At 68.3% G+C, this 16,115-nt stretch carries 13 protein-coding genes and 3 tRNA genes; 5 read left to right on the top strand and 11 right to left on the bottom strand.

All coding sequences use genetic code 11. The features are described 5' to 3' along the window. Positions 1-40 precede the first annotated feature (40 nt). The gene (locus FZ033_RS02955; protein WP_149574687.1) at positions 41-379 is read right to left on the bottom strand and encodes a Rieske 2Fe-2S domain-containing protein; all 339 of its coding nucleotides are present in this window, start codon (positions 377-379) and stop codon (positions 41-43) included. A gap of 266 nt (positions 380-645) precedes the next feature. Here FZ033_RS02955 and FZ033_RS02950 point away from each other — a divergent pair, with 266 nt between their 5' ends. Next, on the top strand, positions 646-1,539 hold the full coding sequence (locus tag FZ033_RS02950) for an aldose 1-epimerase family protein (protein WP_188079278.1): 894 nt from the start codon (positions 646-648) through the stop codon (positions 1,537-1,539). Positions 1,540-1,619: 80 nt separating this feature from the next. Here the strand turns inward: FZ033_RS02950 and FZ033_RS02945 are convergent, their stop codons facing one another. The 7 genes from FZ033_RS02945 to FZ033_RS02915 form a co-directional block, all read right to left on the bottom strand. Next, a complete protein-coding gene (locus tag FZ033_RS02945; protein WP_149574686.1) occupies positions 1,620-2,882 on the bottom strand; it encodes an extracellular catalytic domain type 1 short-chain-length polyhydroxyalkanoate depolymerase in 1,263 nt (420 codons plus the stop codon). A gap of 89 nt (positions 2,883-2,971) precedes the next feature. After that, positions 2,972-3,391 (bottom strand): CopG family transcriptional regulator, encoded by a 420-nt coding sequence (locus tag FZ033_RS02940; protein WP_149574685.1) that lies wholly within the window; start codon positions 3,389-3,391, stop codon positions 2,972-2,974. Between the two features lie 425 nt (positions 3,392-3,816). Then, complete coding sequence (locus FZ033_RS02935) at positions 3,817-5,031, bottom strand: ABC transporter substrate-binding protein (protein ID WP_149574684.1); 1,215 nt, start codon at positions 5,029-5,031, stop codon at positions 3,817-3,819. A 25-nt stretch (positions 5,032-5,056) separates the two neighbouring features. Further along, complete coding sequence (locus tag FZ033_RS02930; protein ID WP_149574683.1) at positions 5,057-6,538, bottom strand: FAD-dependent oxidoreductase; 1,482 nt, start codon at positions 6,536-6,538, stop codon at positions 5,057-5,059. Between the two features lie 38 nt (positions 6,539-6,576). Beyond that, complete coding sequence (locus FZ033_RS02925; RefSeq protein WP_149574682.1) at positions 6,577-7,797, bottom strand: CaiB/BaiF CoA transferase family protein; 1,221 nt, start codon at positions 7,795-7,797, stop codon at positions 6,577-6,579. Then, positions 7,794-8,636, bottom strand: a complete 843-nt coding sequence (locus FZ033_RS02920) for a citryl-CoA lyase (protein WP_149574681.1) — start codon at positions 8,634-8,636, stop codon at positions 7,794-7,796. Before FZ033_RS02920 ends, FZ033_RS02925 begins: the two co-directional genes overlap by 4 nt. A 9-nt stretch (positions 8,637-8,645) precedes the next feature. Further along, positions 8,646-10,124, bottom strand: a complete 1,479-nt coding sequence (locus FZ033_RS02915) for an aldehyde dehydrogenase (protein WP_149574680.1) — start codon at positions 10,122-10,124, stop codon at positions 8,646-8,648. A gap of 117 nt (positions 10,125-10,241) precedes the next feature. Here FZ033_RS02915 and FZ033_RS02910 point away from each other — a divergent pair, with 117 nt between their 5' ends. Continuing rightward, positions 10,242-10,961, top strand: a complete 720-nt coding sequence (locus FZ033_RS02910; RefSeq protein WP_149574679.1) for an IclR family transcriptional regulator — start codon at positions 10,242-10,244, stop codon at positions 10,959-10,961. A gap of 348 nt (positions 10,962-11,309) precedes the next feature. On the opposite strand, the gene FZ033_RS02905 is transcribed toward FZ033_RS02910, so the two are convergent. The 3 genes from FZ033_RS02905 to rlmB all read right to left on the bottom strand — a co-directional run bounded on the left by FZ033_RS02905 (position 11,310) and on the right by rlmB (position 14,567). Continuing rightward, positions 11,310-11,384: transfer RNA gene (locus tag FZ033_RS02905), tRNA-Thr, on the bottom strand. A 136-nt stretch (positions 11,385-11,520) separates the two neighbouring features. Beyond that, the gene (locus FZ033_RS02900; protein WP_149574678.1) at positions 11,521-13,212 is read right to left on the bottom strand and encodes an MFS transporter; all 1,692 of its coding nucleotides are present in this window, start codon (positions 13,210-13,212) and stop codon (positions 11,521-11,523) included. 488 nt (positions 13,213-13,700) lie between these two features. Beyond that, complete coding sequence (rlmB, locus tag FZ033_RS02895; protein ID WP_188079277.1) at positions 13,701-14,567, bottom strand: 23S rRNA (guanosine(2251)-2'-O)-methyltransferase RlmB; 867 nt, start codon at positions 14,565-14,567, stop codon at positions 13,701-13,703. A gap of 294 nt (positions 14,568-14,861) precedes the next feature. Here rlmB and FZ033_RS02890 point away from each other — a divergent pair. The 3 genes from FZ033_RS02890 to FZ033_RS02880 all read left to right on the top strand — a co-directional run bounded on the left by FZ033_RS02890 (position 14,862) and on the right by FZ033_RS02880 (position 15,967). After that, positions 14,862-14,946: transfer RNA gene (locus tag FZ033_RS02890), tRNA-Tyr, on the top strand. Between the two features lie 240 nt (positions 14,947-15,186). Further along, positions 15,187-15,260 (top strand) — tRNA-Gly (locus FZ033_RS02885). A gap of 95 nt (positions 15,261-15,355) precedes the next feature. Next, positions 15,356-15,967, top strand: coding sequence for a hypothetical protein (locus FZ033_RS02880; RefSeq protein WP_149574677.1), 612 nt, complete (start codon positions 15,356-15,358; stop codon positions 15,965-15,967). Positions 15,968-16,115: the final 148 nt, after the last annotated feature.

The following is a 16,115-nucleotide window of genomic DNA, read 5'->3' as shown; positions in this document are numbered from 1 at the left end:
GCCGGATCGGATCGGCGGGGAAAGCACCCCGCCGGCGGGATCAGGCCGGCGCGCGCGCCGGCTTCACCGGCCCCACGTCCACCAGGATCTCGTCGCCCTCCACCCGCACCTCATAGGGGTGCAGCGCATTGCGCACGAGGTGGGTCACGCACTTGCCGCTGGTGCCGTCGAACCCCCATACGTGGATGGGGCAGGTGACGGTCTTGCCGTTGAAGGTGGCGTCGGTCAGCGGCATGTCGGCGTGGGGGCAGCGCCCGCGATAGGCCTTCAGCTCGCCGCCCGTGGGCCACACCAGCAGTACGCTCTTGCGACCGACCTGGAAGAGGCCCATGGCCCCCTCACTCACCGCACTCGTGGGACAGACAGAGGTGAACGCCATGGGGGTCGCCTTCGCAAAAGCCAACGTCTGGACGGGCACACGCAAGTTGCGGACCAGCGCGAGCGCCGCCCCGCAGGCGTGTAATGCGCGCGAAATGTCGCGAACCGGACAGGGCAACCGGTGTCCTGCAGCGAAACCGGCTCAGGCTCCCGCTCCAGACCGGCCCGGGCGCTGTCCAGCAAGCCACAGGCCAGACCCGCCACCGGGATGCCTTCCGTACCCCTGCGATGCTAGGGATGGCGGTAGGCGCATGATCCGGAGGGCGAATGACCATGGCAGGCAAGTCGGTGAGCTTGAGTTCGAGCGCGCTGTCGGCGGAGATCGCCCCTCTCGGCGCCGAGCTGGTGCGGCTGCGCGACCAGGAGGGCCGCGACCTGCTGTGGCATGGCGATCCGGCCTTCTGGGCGGGACGGGTGCCGCTGCTGTTTCCCATCGTCGGCCGGCTGCCGGACGACGAGTTGCTCCACGACGGGCAGCGATACGGCATGAAGCAGCACGGCTTTGCCCGGCGCAGCGCGTTCGATGTGGTGGAGGAAGAGCCCGGCCGCGCCGTGTTCCGGCTGCTGCCGAGCGCCGAGACCCGGGCCCAATATCCCTTCGCGTTCGAGCTGGACGTGGCCTATGTGCTCGACGGCGCCACCCTCACCATCACGGGGACGGTGCGCAATCCGGGACCGGAAAGCCTGCCGGCGAGCTTCGGCTTCCATCCGGCTTTCCTGTGGCCGCTGCCCTATGGCGGCAGCCGGGCCGACCATCGCTTGCTCTTCGAGACGCCGGAGAGCGAGCCGGTGCATCGGCCAGTGGGGGGCCTGCTCTCGGCGGCTACCGAGCCCAATCCGGCAGCGAGCGGGATCATCGCGCCCGACGATGCCCTGTTCGAGCGCGACGCGCTGATCTTCACGACCGTCCGCTCGCAGCGCATCCGCTTCGGCGTGCCGGGCGCGCCGGGCCTTGAGATCGGCTTTCCGGGCATGCCGCAGCTTGGCCTGTGGTCGAAGCCGGGCGCGCCCTTCCTGTGCATCGAGCCCTGGCACGGCTTTGCGACGCCGGAGGCGGATGTCCGGCCTTTCGCGGAGAAGCCCGGCCTCGCGCACATTCAGCCGGGCGGGGCGCAGTCGTTCGCCATGTCCATAAGCTGGCTGCCCGACATCGGCGGCTAAAGCGCCGCCCCCCGATCAGACCACATGCGCCGTCTTCTCCCGGGCTTTGCGCGATCCCGATCGTCGCCCGGTCCGCGTGCTCACCCGCCCTGCGGGGCCGTGTGCTGGAGGAAGAAGCGCACCATTTCGCGGCTGGCGTCCGGGCCCCGCGGCTCGGTGTAGGATCCCGACGGGCTGCCGCCGGACCAGGCATGGCCGGCGCCGTGGAGCACCCAATGCTCCAGCACGCTGCGCCCGGTGTCGTCGCTCTGGACTTCCCGCGTGTAGCCGATGCCGCCCGGCGACTGGCCGGAGGTGATGGTCACCGCCAGCTTCGCCTCGGCTTCCGCCTGCGCCTCCAATTGCGCGGCCACCTGCGCCACCACCTGCGCGCCGTTCAGGGGATGGACCGTCCTGTCGCCGTCGCCGTGAAACACGATGGTGGGCACGATCTTTCCGTCGGTGCGATGCACCACCGTTCCCACGCTGGGATGGCCGCCCTGGCGCATGGCCGAAAAGGCGGAGGACATGTCGCGGGCCGCGCCGCAGGCGAGGCCCGAATGCACGCCGATGGCGCGATAAAGATCGGGATAGGTTGCGCCCATGATCGCCGCCGTCGCGCCCCCGGCGGACAGGCCGGCGGCAAACACCTGCTCGGGATCGACGGGGAAATCGCCCATGATCTGGCGGGTGATGCCGGCGATCAGGGACGGTTCGCCCCGGTCGCGCCGCTGATCGCCCACATTGAACCAGTTCCAGCATCCGGAAGCATTGGCGTCGTGGCTCTGGGCCGGATAGGCGACGAGAAAGCCGTGCTCTTCCGCCAGCTCGTTCATCCGCGTCCCGGTCGCGAAATCGTCGGGGGACTGGGTACAGCCGTGCAGCATCACCAGGAGGGGCAGCGGCTGCCCGTCAAAGTGGCTGGGCACATAAAGCTTGTAGGTCCGCCGCCCCGCCTCGTTGGCAAAGCTGCGTTCCTCGAAACGGGTGCCGAAACGGGCGTTCTGGGGCGCGGACTCGGCCGTTGTATTGCGCCCGGTCGGGGCATCGAGCCCGGTCGTCGCGGTCCGGTTCAGCACGAGATCAAGCAGCCCGTCGAGCCACGGAACGGCGGCAAAGCCGGTGTCGCCGCGATGGGCCGGGGAAGCTGGCGCGGCGGCGGACGGGGTCGTCCAGGCGCTTCCGGTTTCCGCCGAGGGGGGCACCAAATCGACGAACGTCGTGGTGCCATCCGCGTCGGACGGCGTATCGGCGGTGTGGGGGGTGTCGACGTCTCCGCGCAGAACGGCCATGGCTTCTTCAAGCCGGCCCTGGCGGGTGAGGCGGGTGGCTTCCAAAACGTCGATCTTGGATCGTCTGGCCATGTGGCGAGACTCCTGTCGGTTCAATTCGGCAAAGCGCGGGGGCGCGCAAGGGTGGGCCGGTGGCGTCCAGCACAGGTGGGTTCGAAAGGTCAGAGGATACGATCGGCCAGCGCCGCCTTGACCGCCGCGCCGGCCTGCAAGGCGCCGAGCACCTGAAGGGACGCGATGGTCGAGCGTGCAAGCTCCGCGGAGACGTCCTCCGCGATGACGGCCATCCCGAGGACCTGGATATGGAGCATCTCACCGGCTTGCTGCGCGGCTTCGAGATCGGCGCGGCTATAGCGCCGCAGGCCGAGGTCCATTTGATGACGCGCCAGTGATTTCTTGAGGGCTTCGTCGTGGCGGTCGATCTGGTTGCGGATGGCGGTGCGGATGAAATCGGTCCGGTTGGAATAGAACCCTTCGCGCACCAGCAGGTCGACCTGACCCAGGTCCACATAGCCGAGATTGATGGTGATCTTCTCGCTCTCCGCCGGCCTTGGACGCAGTTCGTGCACCTTGTTGGTCATTTCACCATCCTCCCACCATCCACATGGATGGTAGGTGGTCATGACTTCGTGGCGGCACAAGGGCCGCAGGGTGCGATTTGCTGCATTGCGCCATTTATCGCGACCGAAGGCGGCGTCCGGTCCCACAGGGGCACGGCCGGCGAAGAGCGGGACAGGAATGGCGGAGGTCCAATAGGGCCGGCTCGGCTGCGGAGCGGCCCAATCCCGCTCGCGGAAATTCGCAACCGGATGGATCGCATCGGCAGCAATTCCAGCAAACGTGCGAAACGGCTTTGCGTCGGAAATGGCGTCAAGACCACAAGCTGGGGCCTGTTTCGCGAACGGGATTTCGCGAAACAGGCCCCAGGAAGGCCGGAGGCGCCCGGTACGCGGGCGCTCCCATCAGCGGCGAAGCGACACCGGGCGACCCGGCGCCATGGCGGAGGCTACATCTTCTTGACCAGCGGGCAGTCGCTCTCGGAGAGGGGGCGGAAGGCCTTGTCCCCGGGCACTGTGGCGGCGAGCTTGTAATAGTCCCACGGCAGCTTCGATTCGGCCGGGGTCTTCACCTGGAACAGGTACATGTCGCGGATGACGCGGCCATCTTCGCGCACCTTGCCGTCTTTGGTCATGAAGTCGTTGATGGGGGTGTCCTTCATCTTCGCCATCACCGGGCCGGCGCTGTCGGTCCGCGCCGCCTTCACCGCCTTGAGATAGTGGGTGACGGCGCCGTAGACGCCGGCCTGGTAGAAGGTGGGCATGGCCCTGCGCTTCTCGAAGAAGCGCTTCGCGAAGGCGCGGGTCTCGTCGGTCAGGTCCCAGTAAAACGGTGCGGTGAGGCGGATGCCCTGGGTCGCCTTCAGGCCCAGGGCGTGCACCTCCGTCTCCGCGAGCAGCAGCGCGGCGATGGTCTTGCCGGACTCGACGAGGCCGAACTCCGCCGCCTGCTTGATGGCGTTCTGGGTGTCGAGACCGGCGGTGGCGAGGGCCACCACGTCAGCCTTCGAGCTCTGGGCCTGCAGCAGGAAGGATGAGAAGTCCGGTGCGTTGGCCGGCATTCGCACCGATCCAGAGACCTTGCCGCCGGCCTGCTGCACCACCGCGCCGGTGTCGCGCTCCAGCGCGTGGCCGAAGGCGTAATCGGAGGTGAGGAAGAACCAGTTCCTGAGGCCGGAGGCCACCACCGCGTCGCCGGTGACGTGGGCGAGGGCGTAGGTGTCATAGGTCCAGTGGATGCCGTTGGGCGAGCAGGCCTTGCCGGTGAGATCGGAAGAGGCGGGCGAGGAGAAGATGGCGATGCGATCCTTCTCCCGCGTGATCTGCTGAACCGCCAGCGCCACGGCCGAGTTGGGCACGTCCATGACGGCATCGACGCCGTCCACCTCGTACCATTTGCGCGTGGTGGCGGCGCCGATGTCGGCCTTGTTCTGGTGGTCCGCGGAGACGAGTTCCACCTTGGCGCCGTCGATGGGCCCGAAATCGGCGATCGCCATCTCCGCCGCCAGGATGGAGCCCGCGCCGGTGGAATCGGAGAGCTGACCGGACAGGTCGGTCAGGATGCCGATCTTCACCACGCCCCCCGAATAGGACTGGGCCCGGGCGTCGGCGCACGGCAAGGCTATGGCCGCCGCGCAGGCGGCTGCCAGAAACGTCTTCTTCATCTTGTCCTCCCTGGTTTTGTCTTGTTCAGCGCGCCGCCTTCAGGCGCGGCGCGAGGCTCTCGGCCGCATTGAGGCCGGCGAGGCGGCCGAACACGGCGCCGCGCAGCACGGAGGTCGAGCCCGTATAGACCTGGTGATAGAGGCCGACCGTCTCGCCCGCCGCATAGAGGCCGGCAATGACCTTGCCGTCGGCGTCCAGCACCTGGGCGGAAGGGTTCACCTTCACCCCGCCGAAGGTGAAGCAGTTGCTGGAGATGATCGGGTAGGCGCGGAACGGCGCCTTTTCGATGCGCCGGCACCAGTGCGACTTGCGCGGCTCGACGCCCCGCGTGCCCCGGTGATCGATGGCGAAGGGGGTGAAGGCGCCATCCTCGTCGGGGCAGGCCGCGTTGAAACCGGCGATGGTCTCTAGCGTTTCGGCCGGCAGGCCGAGCTTGCCCACGAGGGCGTCCAGCGTATCGGCCTCCACCGCCGGAACGTCCGAGCGGATGGAGGTGCGCCAGCGCGGGATGTCCTCCACCTTGGCGTCGAAGATGACCCACGAGATGCCGTCCGGCTGGTCGGCGATGGCGCGGCCGATATTGTCGTAGTGGGCGTCCACCGTGCCGGGCGCTTCGTCGAGGAACCGCCGTCCGTCGCGGTTCACCAGCACGCCGTAGGGATAGATGAACACCACCGCCTCGGCCTGGCGCGAGCGCGGATCCACCGGCTCGGCATGGTAGGAGCCGAACTCGCCGGCGGCAGCGGCACCGGCTTCCAGCATCATGCGGATGCCCTCGCCGCGATTGTAGTAGCCGCCGCGCGCCACGGGGCGGATGTTGCGTGCCTTCTGCCCGATGTAGCGCGTCATCATTTCCGGATTGCCCTGGAAACCGCCCGAGGCGAACACGGTGGCACCGGCGCGGATATCCTCCCGGCGTCCGTCCGGCCCGGTGACGGCGACGCCGGCCACGCGTCCGTCCCCGTCCCGCAGCAGCGCCGTCGCGGTGGTGCGGAAGCGCACCTCGGCGCCGAACCGCTTCGCCTCCGCCATCAGCCGCTCGATGAGGGCAAGGCCACCGCCCTGGGCGGCGATGCGCGTGGTGTTCTGGGTCAGCAGGTAGATGGGCTGCGGGCCGAACTTCAACCCGAACCCCTTGAGCCAGGCGATGGTCGGCGGCACCTCGGCCGCGAAGGTGGAGACAAGCTCGGGATCAGGGAAGGCATGGGCCTTCACCACCGCCGGCCAGTCCCCATAGGCGCGCGCGGCCTCGGTGAGGATGTTGGGGTCGAGGTTGGGGCCGGCATTGGCGGCGAAATGCTCCTCGAAATCGTCGGCGATCTCGCTGTCGTTCTTCATGCGCATGTAGGCTTCGGTCCAGCGCGTGTTGCCGCCGAACTCGTCCTCTGGCGCGCGCTCGAGCAGCGTCACGGAAAGCCCGCCCTCCAGGGCCGACACGGCGGCGCTGAGCCCGGCGATGCCGCAGCCCACCACCAGCAGGTCCGGGGTCTTCGAAGTCACTGGCATTCTCTCCTCCCGGAGTTTTCAGTTGTCTTTGGTTTGCTTCAGCTTGTTGCGCGGGCGCACCCGGCGCCGCCCATCGCCACCACCCCCGCGCGCGCCAGCGCGGCGATGGCATCGGGCCGATAGCCGAGGGCTTCGAGCACGTCGGCGGTGTCGGCACCCACCTCGGGCGGGTCGCTGCGGAGCGAGAGGTCGGCTTCGCCCATGTGGATGGGCAGGCGGGGCAGGCGGGTCTCAACGCCGTTGGGCAGGCGCGTCGCCATGAGGCCGCCGGTGGCGGCGAGGTGGGGATCGTGGAACAGGTCCTCGGGCCGCGCGATGGGCGCGAAGGGAATGCGCGCCTTCTCGCACAGCGCCACCGCCTCCTCCTGCGATAGGCCGCCGAACAGGCAGGCGAAGCACGGCAGGATGCGGCCGCGCGCGGCCACGCGGCCATTGTTGGTGGCAAGGCTCGCGTCGGCCAGCAGGTCCTGCCAGCCGACCATGGCGCAGAAGCGCTGCCAGTGCCCGTCGGTGGTGATGCCCACGAAGAACTGGCGCCCGTCCTTCAGGGCGAAGGGCTCGTAGACCGCCCAGGCGGAGACGCGCTCGGGCATGGGCGGGATCGGCTCGTTGGTCTGCGCGGCGTAGGCGAGGTGCTGGCCCATGAGGAAGACGGTGGTTTCGAACAGGGCCGCCTCCACCACCTGCCCCTCGCCGGTCGCCTCCCGCTCGCGCAGGGCGGCGAGGATGGCGATGACGGCGAACATGCCCCCGGCAATGTCCACCACCGAGGTGCCGGCGCGCAGCGGGCGGCCGGTCGGCCCGGTCATGTAGGCGAGGCCGGACATCATCTGCACCACCTCGTCGAGGGCGAGGCGCTGGGCGTAGGGGCCGTCGAGAAAGCCCTTGAGGCTGGCATAGACGAGGCGCGGGTTGAGCGCGGTTGCGGTGGCGGCATCGATGCCGAGGCGGCCCATGGTGCCCGGGGCGAAATTCTCCACCAGCACGTCCGCCTCCTTCACGAGGCGCAGGGCGATCTCGCGGCCGGCGTCGCTCTTCAGGTCCACGGCCAGCGAGCGCTTGTTGCGGTTGAAGTAGCCGAAGTAGCCCATGCCGAAGCCTTGGAGCTGGCGGGTCGGGTCGCCGCCGGGGGCGGGCTCGATCTTCAGCACCTCGGCGCCGAGATCGGCGAGGATCATGGCGCAGGACGGGCCCATCACGGTGTGGCCAAAGTCGAGCACGCGCAGACCGGCGAGGGGCAGGCGCTTGTCGTGGATCATGGCGTCGTCTCTCCGGCCTTGGCGGCTTTGGGCGGCAGCGTGCGCGGCGTCGCCCCGTCGTAGGTGTAGGGAACCTGCGGCGGCATGGGCCCCTTGATGCGGCCGCCCTGCGCCTTCTGCTCCATGGCGTGGGCGAGGATCCCGACCGAGCGGGACAGGATGAAGAGTCCCCGCCCTTCGTCCGGCGCGAAGCCGAGTTCGCACAGCACCACCGCCGTGGCACCGTCGATGTTCATGGGCAGGCGCTTGCCCTTGGTGGCGGCGAGCGCCTCCTCCACCGCGCGACCGATGGCGGCGAAGCGGCCTTCCACGGCTCCGCGCCGGGCCGCCTCATCCACGAGGGCGAGCAGCCGGCCGGCGCGCGGGTCCACCGGGTGGAAGCGGTGGCCGAAGCCGGGCACGTGCTCGCGCCGCAGCAGGCGCGCGCCGATTTCGGCGCCAGCGGCGGCCCCGAGGGCGATGCCGCTCCCCGCGCGGCCGGCGACGGCGGCGTAGAGCGCCATGCCTTGCTGGCCCGCGCCGCCGTGCACGTCGCCCAGGGCGTTGACCGCCGAAGCCATGGCGTTGTTCACGCCGACGCCGCAGGTCATGGCCATGCGCGCAATGGCGATGGATGGTGCTTGCGGGCCGTGGTCAACGGCCGCCACCAGCACCGCGCCGAGGAGCGCGCCCTGGTCCGGCGACGGCAGGTCGCCGCGCAGCATCAGCCAGACCATCTCGGGGAAGGAGACGGCGCCGATCAGCTCCTCGATGGCGTAGCCGCGCACGCGGATGGAGCCGGGCGCGATGTCGATGATGGCGGTGCGCCACCACTGTGCGGGGTCTGGAGACAGTGCCACGGCGCCCTCTCAGCCCAGGATGAAGGGATTGGAGCGGTTGGGCCTGGTGGTGATCCACACGCTCTTGGTCTGCAGGTATTCCTTGATCGCCTCGACGCCGCCCTCCCGGCCGAGGCCGGAGCGCTTGTAGCCGCCGAAGGGCGTGGCGAAGCTGGTGGAGCGATAGTTGTTCACCCACACGGTGCCCGCCTTCAGCCGGTCGACGCACCACAGCGTCCGGTGCAGGTCCTTCGTCCACACGCCCGCGGCGAGGCCGAAGGGCACGTCATTGGCGATGGCGAGGGCCTCCTCCTCGTCCTTGAACTTCAGCACGCACACCACCGGGCCGAACACTTCCTGCTGGGCGATGCGCATGTGGTTCTGGACGCCGGTGAAGATGGTGGGGGCGATGAACTGGCCTTGCCCATAGTCCGGCCCGGTGAGCGCATGACCGCCGAGGGCGAGGGTGGCACCGTCCTCCTGGCCCATCTCGATCATGCGCAGGATCTTCTCGAACTGCGCGCGGGTGGCGATGGGGCCGACCTGGGTCTCCATGAGCGAGGGATCGCCGATCTTCGCGGCCCCCACCACCTCGATGAGGCGGGCGAGGAAGGCGTCGTGGATGCTCTCCTGCAGAAGCAGCCGCGAGCCCGCCATGCAGGTCTGGCCCGAGGCGCCGAACACGCCGGCCACCGCCCCCTTCACCGCCTGCTCCAGATCGGCGTCGTCGAACACGATGTTCGGCGACTTGCCGCCAAGCTCCAGCGTCACCTTCTTGAGGCCGGGGGCGGCGGCCTCGTTCACCTTCTGCCCGCCGATGTCGCCGCCGGTGAAGGCGATCTTGGCGGTGAGCGGATGGCGCACCAGCGGCTCGCCCACCTCGGGGCCGAAGCCCGTCACCACATTGACCACGCCCTTCGGGAAACCAGCCTTCTCCGCCAGCTTTGCCAGCTCCAGGAGCGAGGCGGAGGTGTATTCGGACGGCTTGATGACGATGGTGTTCCCGGCCGCCAGCGCCGGCGCCATCTTCCAGGTGGTGAGGGCGAGCGGCGAGTTCCACGGCGTGATGGCCACCACCACGCCCAGCGGTTCGAGCCTGGTGTAGTTGAAGACGTCGGCCTTGTTGATGGGCACCACGTCGCCGCCGACCTTGTCGGCAAGGCCGGCATAATAGTGGAACCATTGCGCCACGTTGCGCACCTGGCCCGCCACCTCGGCCATGAGCTTGCCGTTGTCGCGCTGCTCCACGCGGCCGAGCAGGTCCACATTGTCCTCGATCAGCCCCGCCAGCTTGCGCAGCAGCGCGCCGCGCTGGGTGGCGGTGAGGGAGGACCACTCCGGCGACACGAAGGCGCGATGCGCCGCCTCCACCGCCCGGTCCGCGTCCGCGGCGGTGCCGCGCGGGATCAGCGCCCAGGCATCGCCGGAGAACGGCTCACTGGTCTCGAACCACGCGCCCGACGCCGGATCGCACCAAACGCCATCGATGAACAGCTGGTAGCGCTCCACTCGTGCCTCCCTAAAAATTCTGCTAGACAGAACTAGTTTCTTTCTAATAGAATTATCCATGCGAGATGGGTGTGTCAACCCGTCCGCAGGCATGCGTCGGCAGTCACGGGGAACGGGATGTCTTCTGAAGCGGACACGGAAGCGAAGTCGGCGGGCGGGGTGGAGGCGGTGGACCGCGCCTTTCGCATCCTCGGGGCGTTCCGCGACGGGGATTCGGCCCTCAGCCTGCACGAGCTGGCCGAGCGTACCGGCTTCTACAAGAGCACGATCCTGCGCCTCGCCGTATCGCTGGAGCGCGCTGGATGTCTCGTGCGCATGCCCGACAAGACCTATGCCCTCGGCTTCGAGGTGATGCGCCTCGGCAGCCTCTACCAGCGCAGCTTCCGTCTCGACCGGCATGTGCGCCCCATCCTGCGCGAGCTGGTGCGCGAGACGGGGGAGAGCGCCGCCTTCTTCCACCGCGACGGGCCGGTGCGGGTGTGCCTGTTCCGCGAGGACTCAAACCAGCCCATCCGCGACCATATCCGCGAGGGGGACGTGCTCGCCCTCGACAAGGGTGCCGCCGGCCACGTGCTGACCGCCTTCTCGCGCCGGCAGGACGCCGCCGAGCGGCAGGCTCAGCTGGAGCGCCTTCCCGTGGTCTCTCATGGGGAGCGCGACACAGAAACGGCCGCGGTATCCGTACCGGTCTTCTCGGGCGGGGTCGCGTTGGCGGGCGCGCTCACCCTCTCGGGCCCGCGCACCCGCTTCACCCCGTCCCAGATCGCCATCATGTCCCCCGTGCTTCTCGCCGCCGGCCAGGAACTCACCGCCATCCTCGGTGGTCAGTGGCGCTAGAGCGGGATCCGATCAGATTGAATCCATCTGATCGGCGCGTGCTCTAACCCGGCTCAAGCCGGTATCGCTGGCGCCGGCATCTCTGGGATGGGTGACGTGCTCGCCGTTTTCTGGTCAGGCCTGACCTGGAGTTTTCCAGCTCCCGCGGGCCCAATTCGGGTCGCAACTCAAGCCCAGCCGGACCTGGCTCATGATGGTCATGAAAAGAGGGAGCACGTCAGCACGGTCAGATGCCGGCAAGGTGCCTCGATGCCCACAGACCAAGGCCGACCGCAATCGATGCCGCCGGCCTCGCCCCCTTGCGCGCTGGAATTCAGCGACGGTGATCGACGCCGGCCGATGGGCAAATGGTGCCGGATGAGGGGATCGAACCCCCGACCTTCGGTTTACAAAACCGCTGCACTACCGCTGTGCTAATCCGGCGCCGCCGTTCTGATCTAGCAGCGCCGTTGCCATGCGACAAGCACCCCCAGACAGGCCCCCAAAAGGAACGGCCCCGCCTTTGGGGCGGGGCCGTCCTGCCGGGCCGGACGCGGCGCGGGGGAGCCGCGCGCCGGCGTCAGTGCCAGTGGTCGATGTTGCGGTCCTTGGTCTCGGGCACGAACAGGAGGCCGATGACGAAGGTCATCAGGGCGATCACGATCGGGTACCAGAGGCCGTAGTAGATGTCGCCGGTGGCCGCCACCATGGCGAAGGCGGTGGCCGGCAGCAGGCCGCCGAACCAGCCGTTGCCGATATGGTAGGGCAGCGACATGGAGGTGTAGCGAATGCGGGCCGGGAACAGCTCCACCAGCGCCGCCGCGATGGGTCCGTACACCATGGTCACGAACAGCACCAGGATGAACAGCAGCCCGATCACCGCTGCCGTGCGCGGCTGGAAGATGTCGAACGGATGGGCCATCTTGACGATGTCCTTGTTCGTGGCCGCGGTGGGATAGCCCGCCGCCTGCAGCGCTGCGGCGGCGGACTTGTTGAAGTCCGGGCCGTAGGGCACCACCACGTCGTTCACCTTCAACTGCACGGGCGCGCCGGCGGGACCGGGCTCGGTGCCGTACTTCACCGAAGACTTCGCGAGGAAGTCGCGGGCCATGTCGCACGGCGCGGTATAGATGCGGGTGCCCACCGGGTTGAACAGGCTGCCGCAATTGGCCGGGTCGGACACCACCGTCACCCGCACGTTCTGGATCGCCTTCTCCAGCGCCGGGTTGGCGTAGGAGGTGATCATGTTGAACAGCGGGAAGTAGCTCGCGGCGGCGATCAGGCAGCCGGCGAGGATGATGGGCTTGCGACCGATCTTGTCGGACAGCCAGCCGAAGAACACGAAGAAGCCGGTGCCGAACAGCAGCGACCAGGCGATCAGCAGGTTGGAGGTGTAGCCGTCCACCTTCAGGATCGATTGGAGGAAGAACAGGGCATAGAACTGGCCCGTGTACGAGACCACGCCCTGGCCCGCGACCAAGCCGAACAGGGCGATCAGGACAACCTTCAGGTTACCCCACGCGCCGAAGGCTTCCGAAAGTGGCGCCTTGGAGGTGGTGCCCTCCTCCTTCATCTTCTTGAAGGTCGGCGATTCGGAGAGCTGGAGCCGGATCCATACCGAGATGCCGAGCAAAGCGATGGACACCAGGAACGGAATGCGCCAGCCCCAGGCCGCGAAGGCCGGCTCGCCAACCAGGGTGCGGGTGACCAGGATGATGATCAGCGACAGGAACAGTCCCAGCGTCGCGGTGGTCTGGATCCACGAGGTGTAGAAGCCGCGCCGCCCGTGGGGCGCGTGCTCCGCCACGTAGGTCGCTGCGCCGCCGTACTCGCCGCCCAGCGCCAGGCCCTGGAGCAGGCGCAGGCCGATGAGGACGATCGGGGCGAGAATGCCGATCTGGGTGGAGGAGGGCAGGATGCCGACGATGAAGGTCGACAGGCCCATGATGAGGATGGTGACAAGGAACGTGTATTTGCGGCCGACGAGGTCGCCGATGCGCCCGAACACGATGGCGCCGAACGGCCGTACCAGGAAGCCGGCGGCAAAGGCCAGCAACGCGAAGATATCGCGCGTCGACTGGTCGAACATGGGCTTGCCGTCGGCGCCCGCAACATTGAAGAACTGGGCGCCGATGATGGCCGCCAGCGAGCCGTACAGATAGAAGTCGTACCACTCGAATACGGTGCCGAGGGACGAGGCGAAGATGACCTTCTTCTCCTCCCGGGTCATGGGACGCGGCTTGGCGGCCGCCCCTGCAGTCGTCACGCTCATGGAAAAGTCCCTCCCGTCGCATCAGGGCTCCGCCCGTGGCGGATGTCGAACTGAACACGATCTGTCGGAAGGCGGGCCGCGCCGGCACAACGCAAGGCGTCCGCGCGCACCTGTGGTCCGACACGGTCGGCCCACAGGGCATTCACCTGGTGGATGAAATGATCGCGACACTTGGAATCCAAGTGCCGCGTTTCAGCCACGAGATGCGGCGGGGTCCTTTGGCGTTCCTCGGTGGACCCGCCGTTTCCGCCTCTGACGTGCGGATGTGTTCCGGCAGGCTTACTTGAACAAAGAGAACGCGAGGTCCGGTCAGCTTGCGGTGCAGGTTGTCCGGTGCGTGCTCACGGCGCGTCATGCGCCATGGCAATACCATGACGAAGGTGTGGCACAGTTACGATTGGTCAATGGTCTTAGGTGCAGACGCGAAGTCTTTTCGCGGCAATGCAAAAACGCGCTCCTTGCTTTTCCCGGCCCCTGCGGGTGGGACTTCAGGCGCGTTTCATTACCCGCCGCGCCATGCCCAGGGAGAGGGCGGCGGCGTTGGACACGTTGAGGCTCTTGATGGCCCCCGGCAAGTCGATGCGCGCGAGCACGTCGCAAGTCTCGCGGGTGAGCTGGCGCAGGCCCTTGCCCTCGGCGCCCAGCACCAAGGCGAGGGGCGCCCGCATGGGCGTGTCTTCCAGGTCGGCGGGGCCCTCGCTGTCGAGGCCCACCACCAGCATGCCGTTGTCCTTCAGCTCCGTGAGCGCGCGTGAGAGATTGGTGACGAGGCAGAAGGGCACATGCTCCAGCCCGCCCGACGCGCTCTTGGCCAGGACGCCGGTGGCGGCCGGGCTGTGGCGGGCGGTGGTCACGATGGCGCTGACCGCGAACGCCGCCGCCGAGCGCACGATGGCGCCCACGTTGTGCGGGTCGGTAATTTGGTCCAGCACCAGCACCAGGTCGGTCTTGGCGATGTCCTTCAGGCGCGGGGAGGGCAGGTGGTCCACCTCGGCGAGCAGGCCCTGGTGCACCGCGTCGGCGCCGAGCAGCTTGTCGATGTCGCCCGGCCGCACGATCTCGGGCGCGATGGGCGGGGTGAGGCCTTCCTCGGCGAGGCGGTGGATCGCATTCTCGGTGGCGCGCAGGCGCCGGAAGTGCCGCTTGGGATTGCCGATGGCCTCCGCCACCGTGTGCCAGCCATAGAGCAGGGCCACATCGTCGGCGCCGGCCCAGGACGGAGGCTTGCCGCCGCCCTTGTTGCCGCCACCGCTTCCACCTTTGGCCCAGCGCGGGGCGCCGGGCGCGCCGGGGCGGCTCGTGAAGGGCGGGCGGGAGCCGGGGCGGCGGGGTTCGCGGGGCGGACGGTCGGACATGGGGAGGCTTTGTCAGACCGCGCCGCCGGGCGCAAGGGGCCTCGGGCGGGGAAGAGGGCCGCGCGGCAAGGCTCCCGTTGCCGGGCACCGGCGGCGCGCCATCCACAGGCGGCGCCGACGGGCATCATTTCCGGTTGACTTCAGCGCACAGCTTTCAGATAACCCCGATCCTCGGACGGCGATTTGAGCTTGCTCGTCGCCGGCTTCGCGCTGCTGGGAATTCCTTGAATCACCAGCTTGGCAAGAAGCCCTCCCGGCCTCAAGCTGGGGAGAACCGGTGCGACGGGCGTCGATGGAGGGGTGCCCGAGTGGTTAAAGGGGACGGACTGTAAATCCGTTGGCTCTGCCTACGTTGGTTCAAATCCAACCCCCTCCACCACCCGTCGTGCGGGCCGAGACGGGACGGGCGAAAGCCCGGTCTCCGGCTTATGGTCGTCTCTGGCTTCAGAACTCTCAGCCTTGAACGTGTGCACGGCCACCGTGGCCCCGTGCCTGCGCCCGGCTTGTGGGGAGCAAATCCCTTCGGCGTGATCCGGCGGCCATCACCTCCCGGACTTGTCCCCAGCCTAATCGGCCCCGTCTTCCGCCCGCCGGAAGGCTGTGTTAAGCGTCGCGGCGCGCGGGTGTAGCTCAATGGTAGAGCAGCAGCCTTCCAAGCTGAATACGAGGGTTCGATTCCCTTCACCCGCTCCAATCCACCTCCGGCATATATCCCTGCGGCAAGTTTCCACTTCCGCTTGCGCTTCCTTTGAGGCAGCTTCCCGCCCGCCTACCTCCGGGGGAAGTCCGTGCGCCTGCAAGTCCTGATCTGGCCGATCCTGCTCGTCATCCTCGCGGCGTGCGCGTCGTTGCCCGCGCCCTCCATTTCGCTGGCCGACCTGGGCCAGTTCCGCCTCGCCGGCGTCGAGGTGAAGGGCGCGCAGGCGTTCGGCTCCTGGCCGGCGGAGGAGGAGGCCTATCTGGCCGCCCACGCCCTCGACCAGGACACCATCAACCGGATCAAGACGCGCCCCATCCGCGAGGAGCCGGCCATGGCCACCTTCGCGCTCGCGCGCGCGTCGAGCCTGTTCCAACAGGAGATGCCGTCGGCGACGGCATCCATCTTCACCGGGCAGAAGCCGGTGAAGATGGTGGTGGACCTCCGGCGCTTCGACGTGCCCTCGGTGGCGCGGCGCATCTTCACCGATCAGGTGGCGACCCTGTCCGGGCGGGTGCTGCTGGTGGACCAGCATGGCGTGACCCTGCTCGATTCCCCGGACCTTAACGTGGCCATTCCCTTGCTGGGCGGGCTTTCGAGCCCGGTCGCCTCGGCGGTGGAGGCGTCGTCCGGTAACGATCCGGGGGCCGGCCTCGTGCGCAAGTTCGCCGAGGCCTATCGCGGGTGGCTCTTGCAGAAGTAGGAGAAACCCCCTATCCCACGGCGGCTTTTTTCGCGGCCCGTGCGGGGCGCTTGACCGACTGAGAGAGAACGATGGCCAAAGAGAAGTTCAACCGCTCGAAGCCGCACTGCAACATCGGCACGATCGGTCACGTGGATCATGGCAAGAC

Origin of the sequence: Xanthobacter oligotrophicus, from assembly GCF_008364685.1 — a bacterium.
GTDB lineage: Bacteria > Pseudomonadota > Alphaproteobacteria > Rhizobiales > Xanthobacteraceae > Xanthobacter > Xanthobacter oligotrophicus.
The sequence above is the reverse complement of the archived record's forward strand: the minus strand, read 5'-3'. Positions and strand labels throughout refer to the sequence as shown.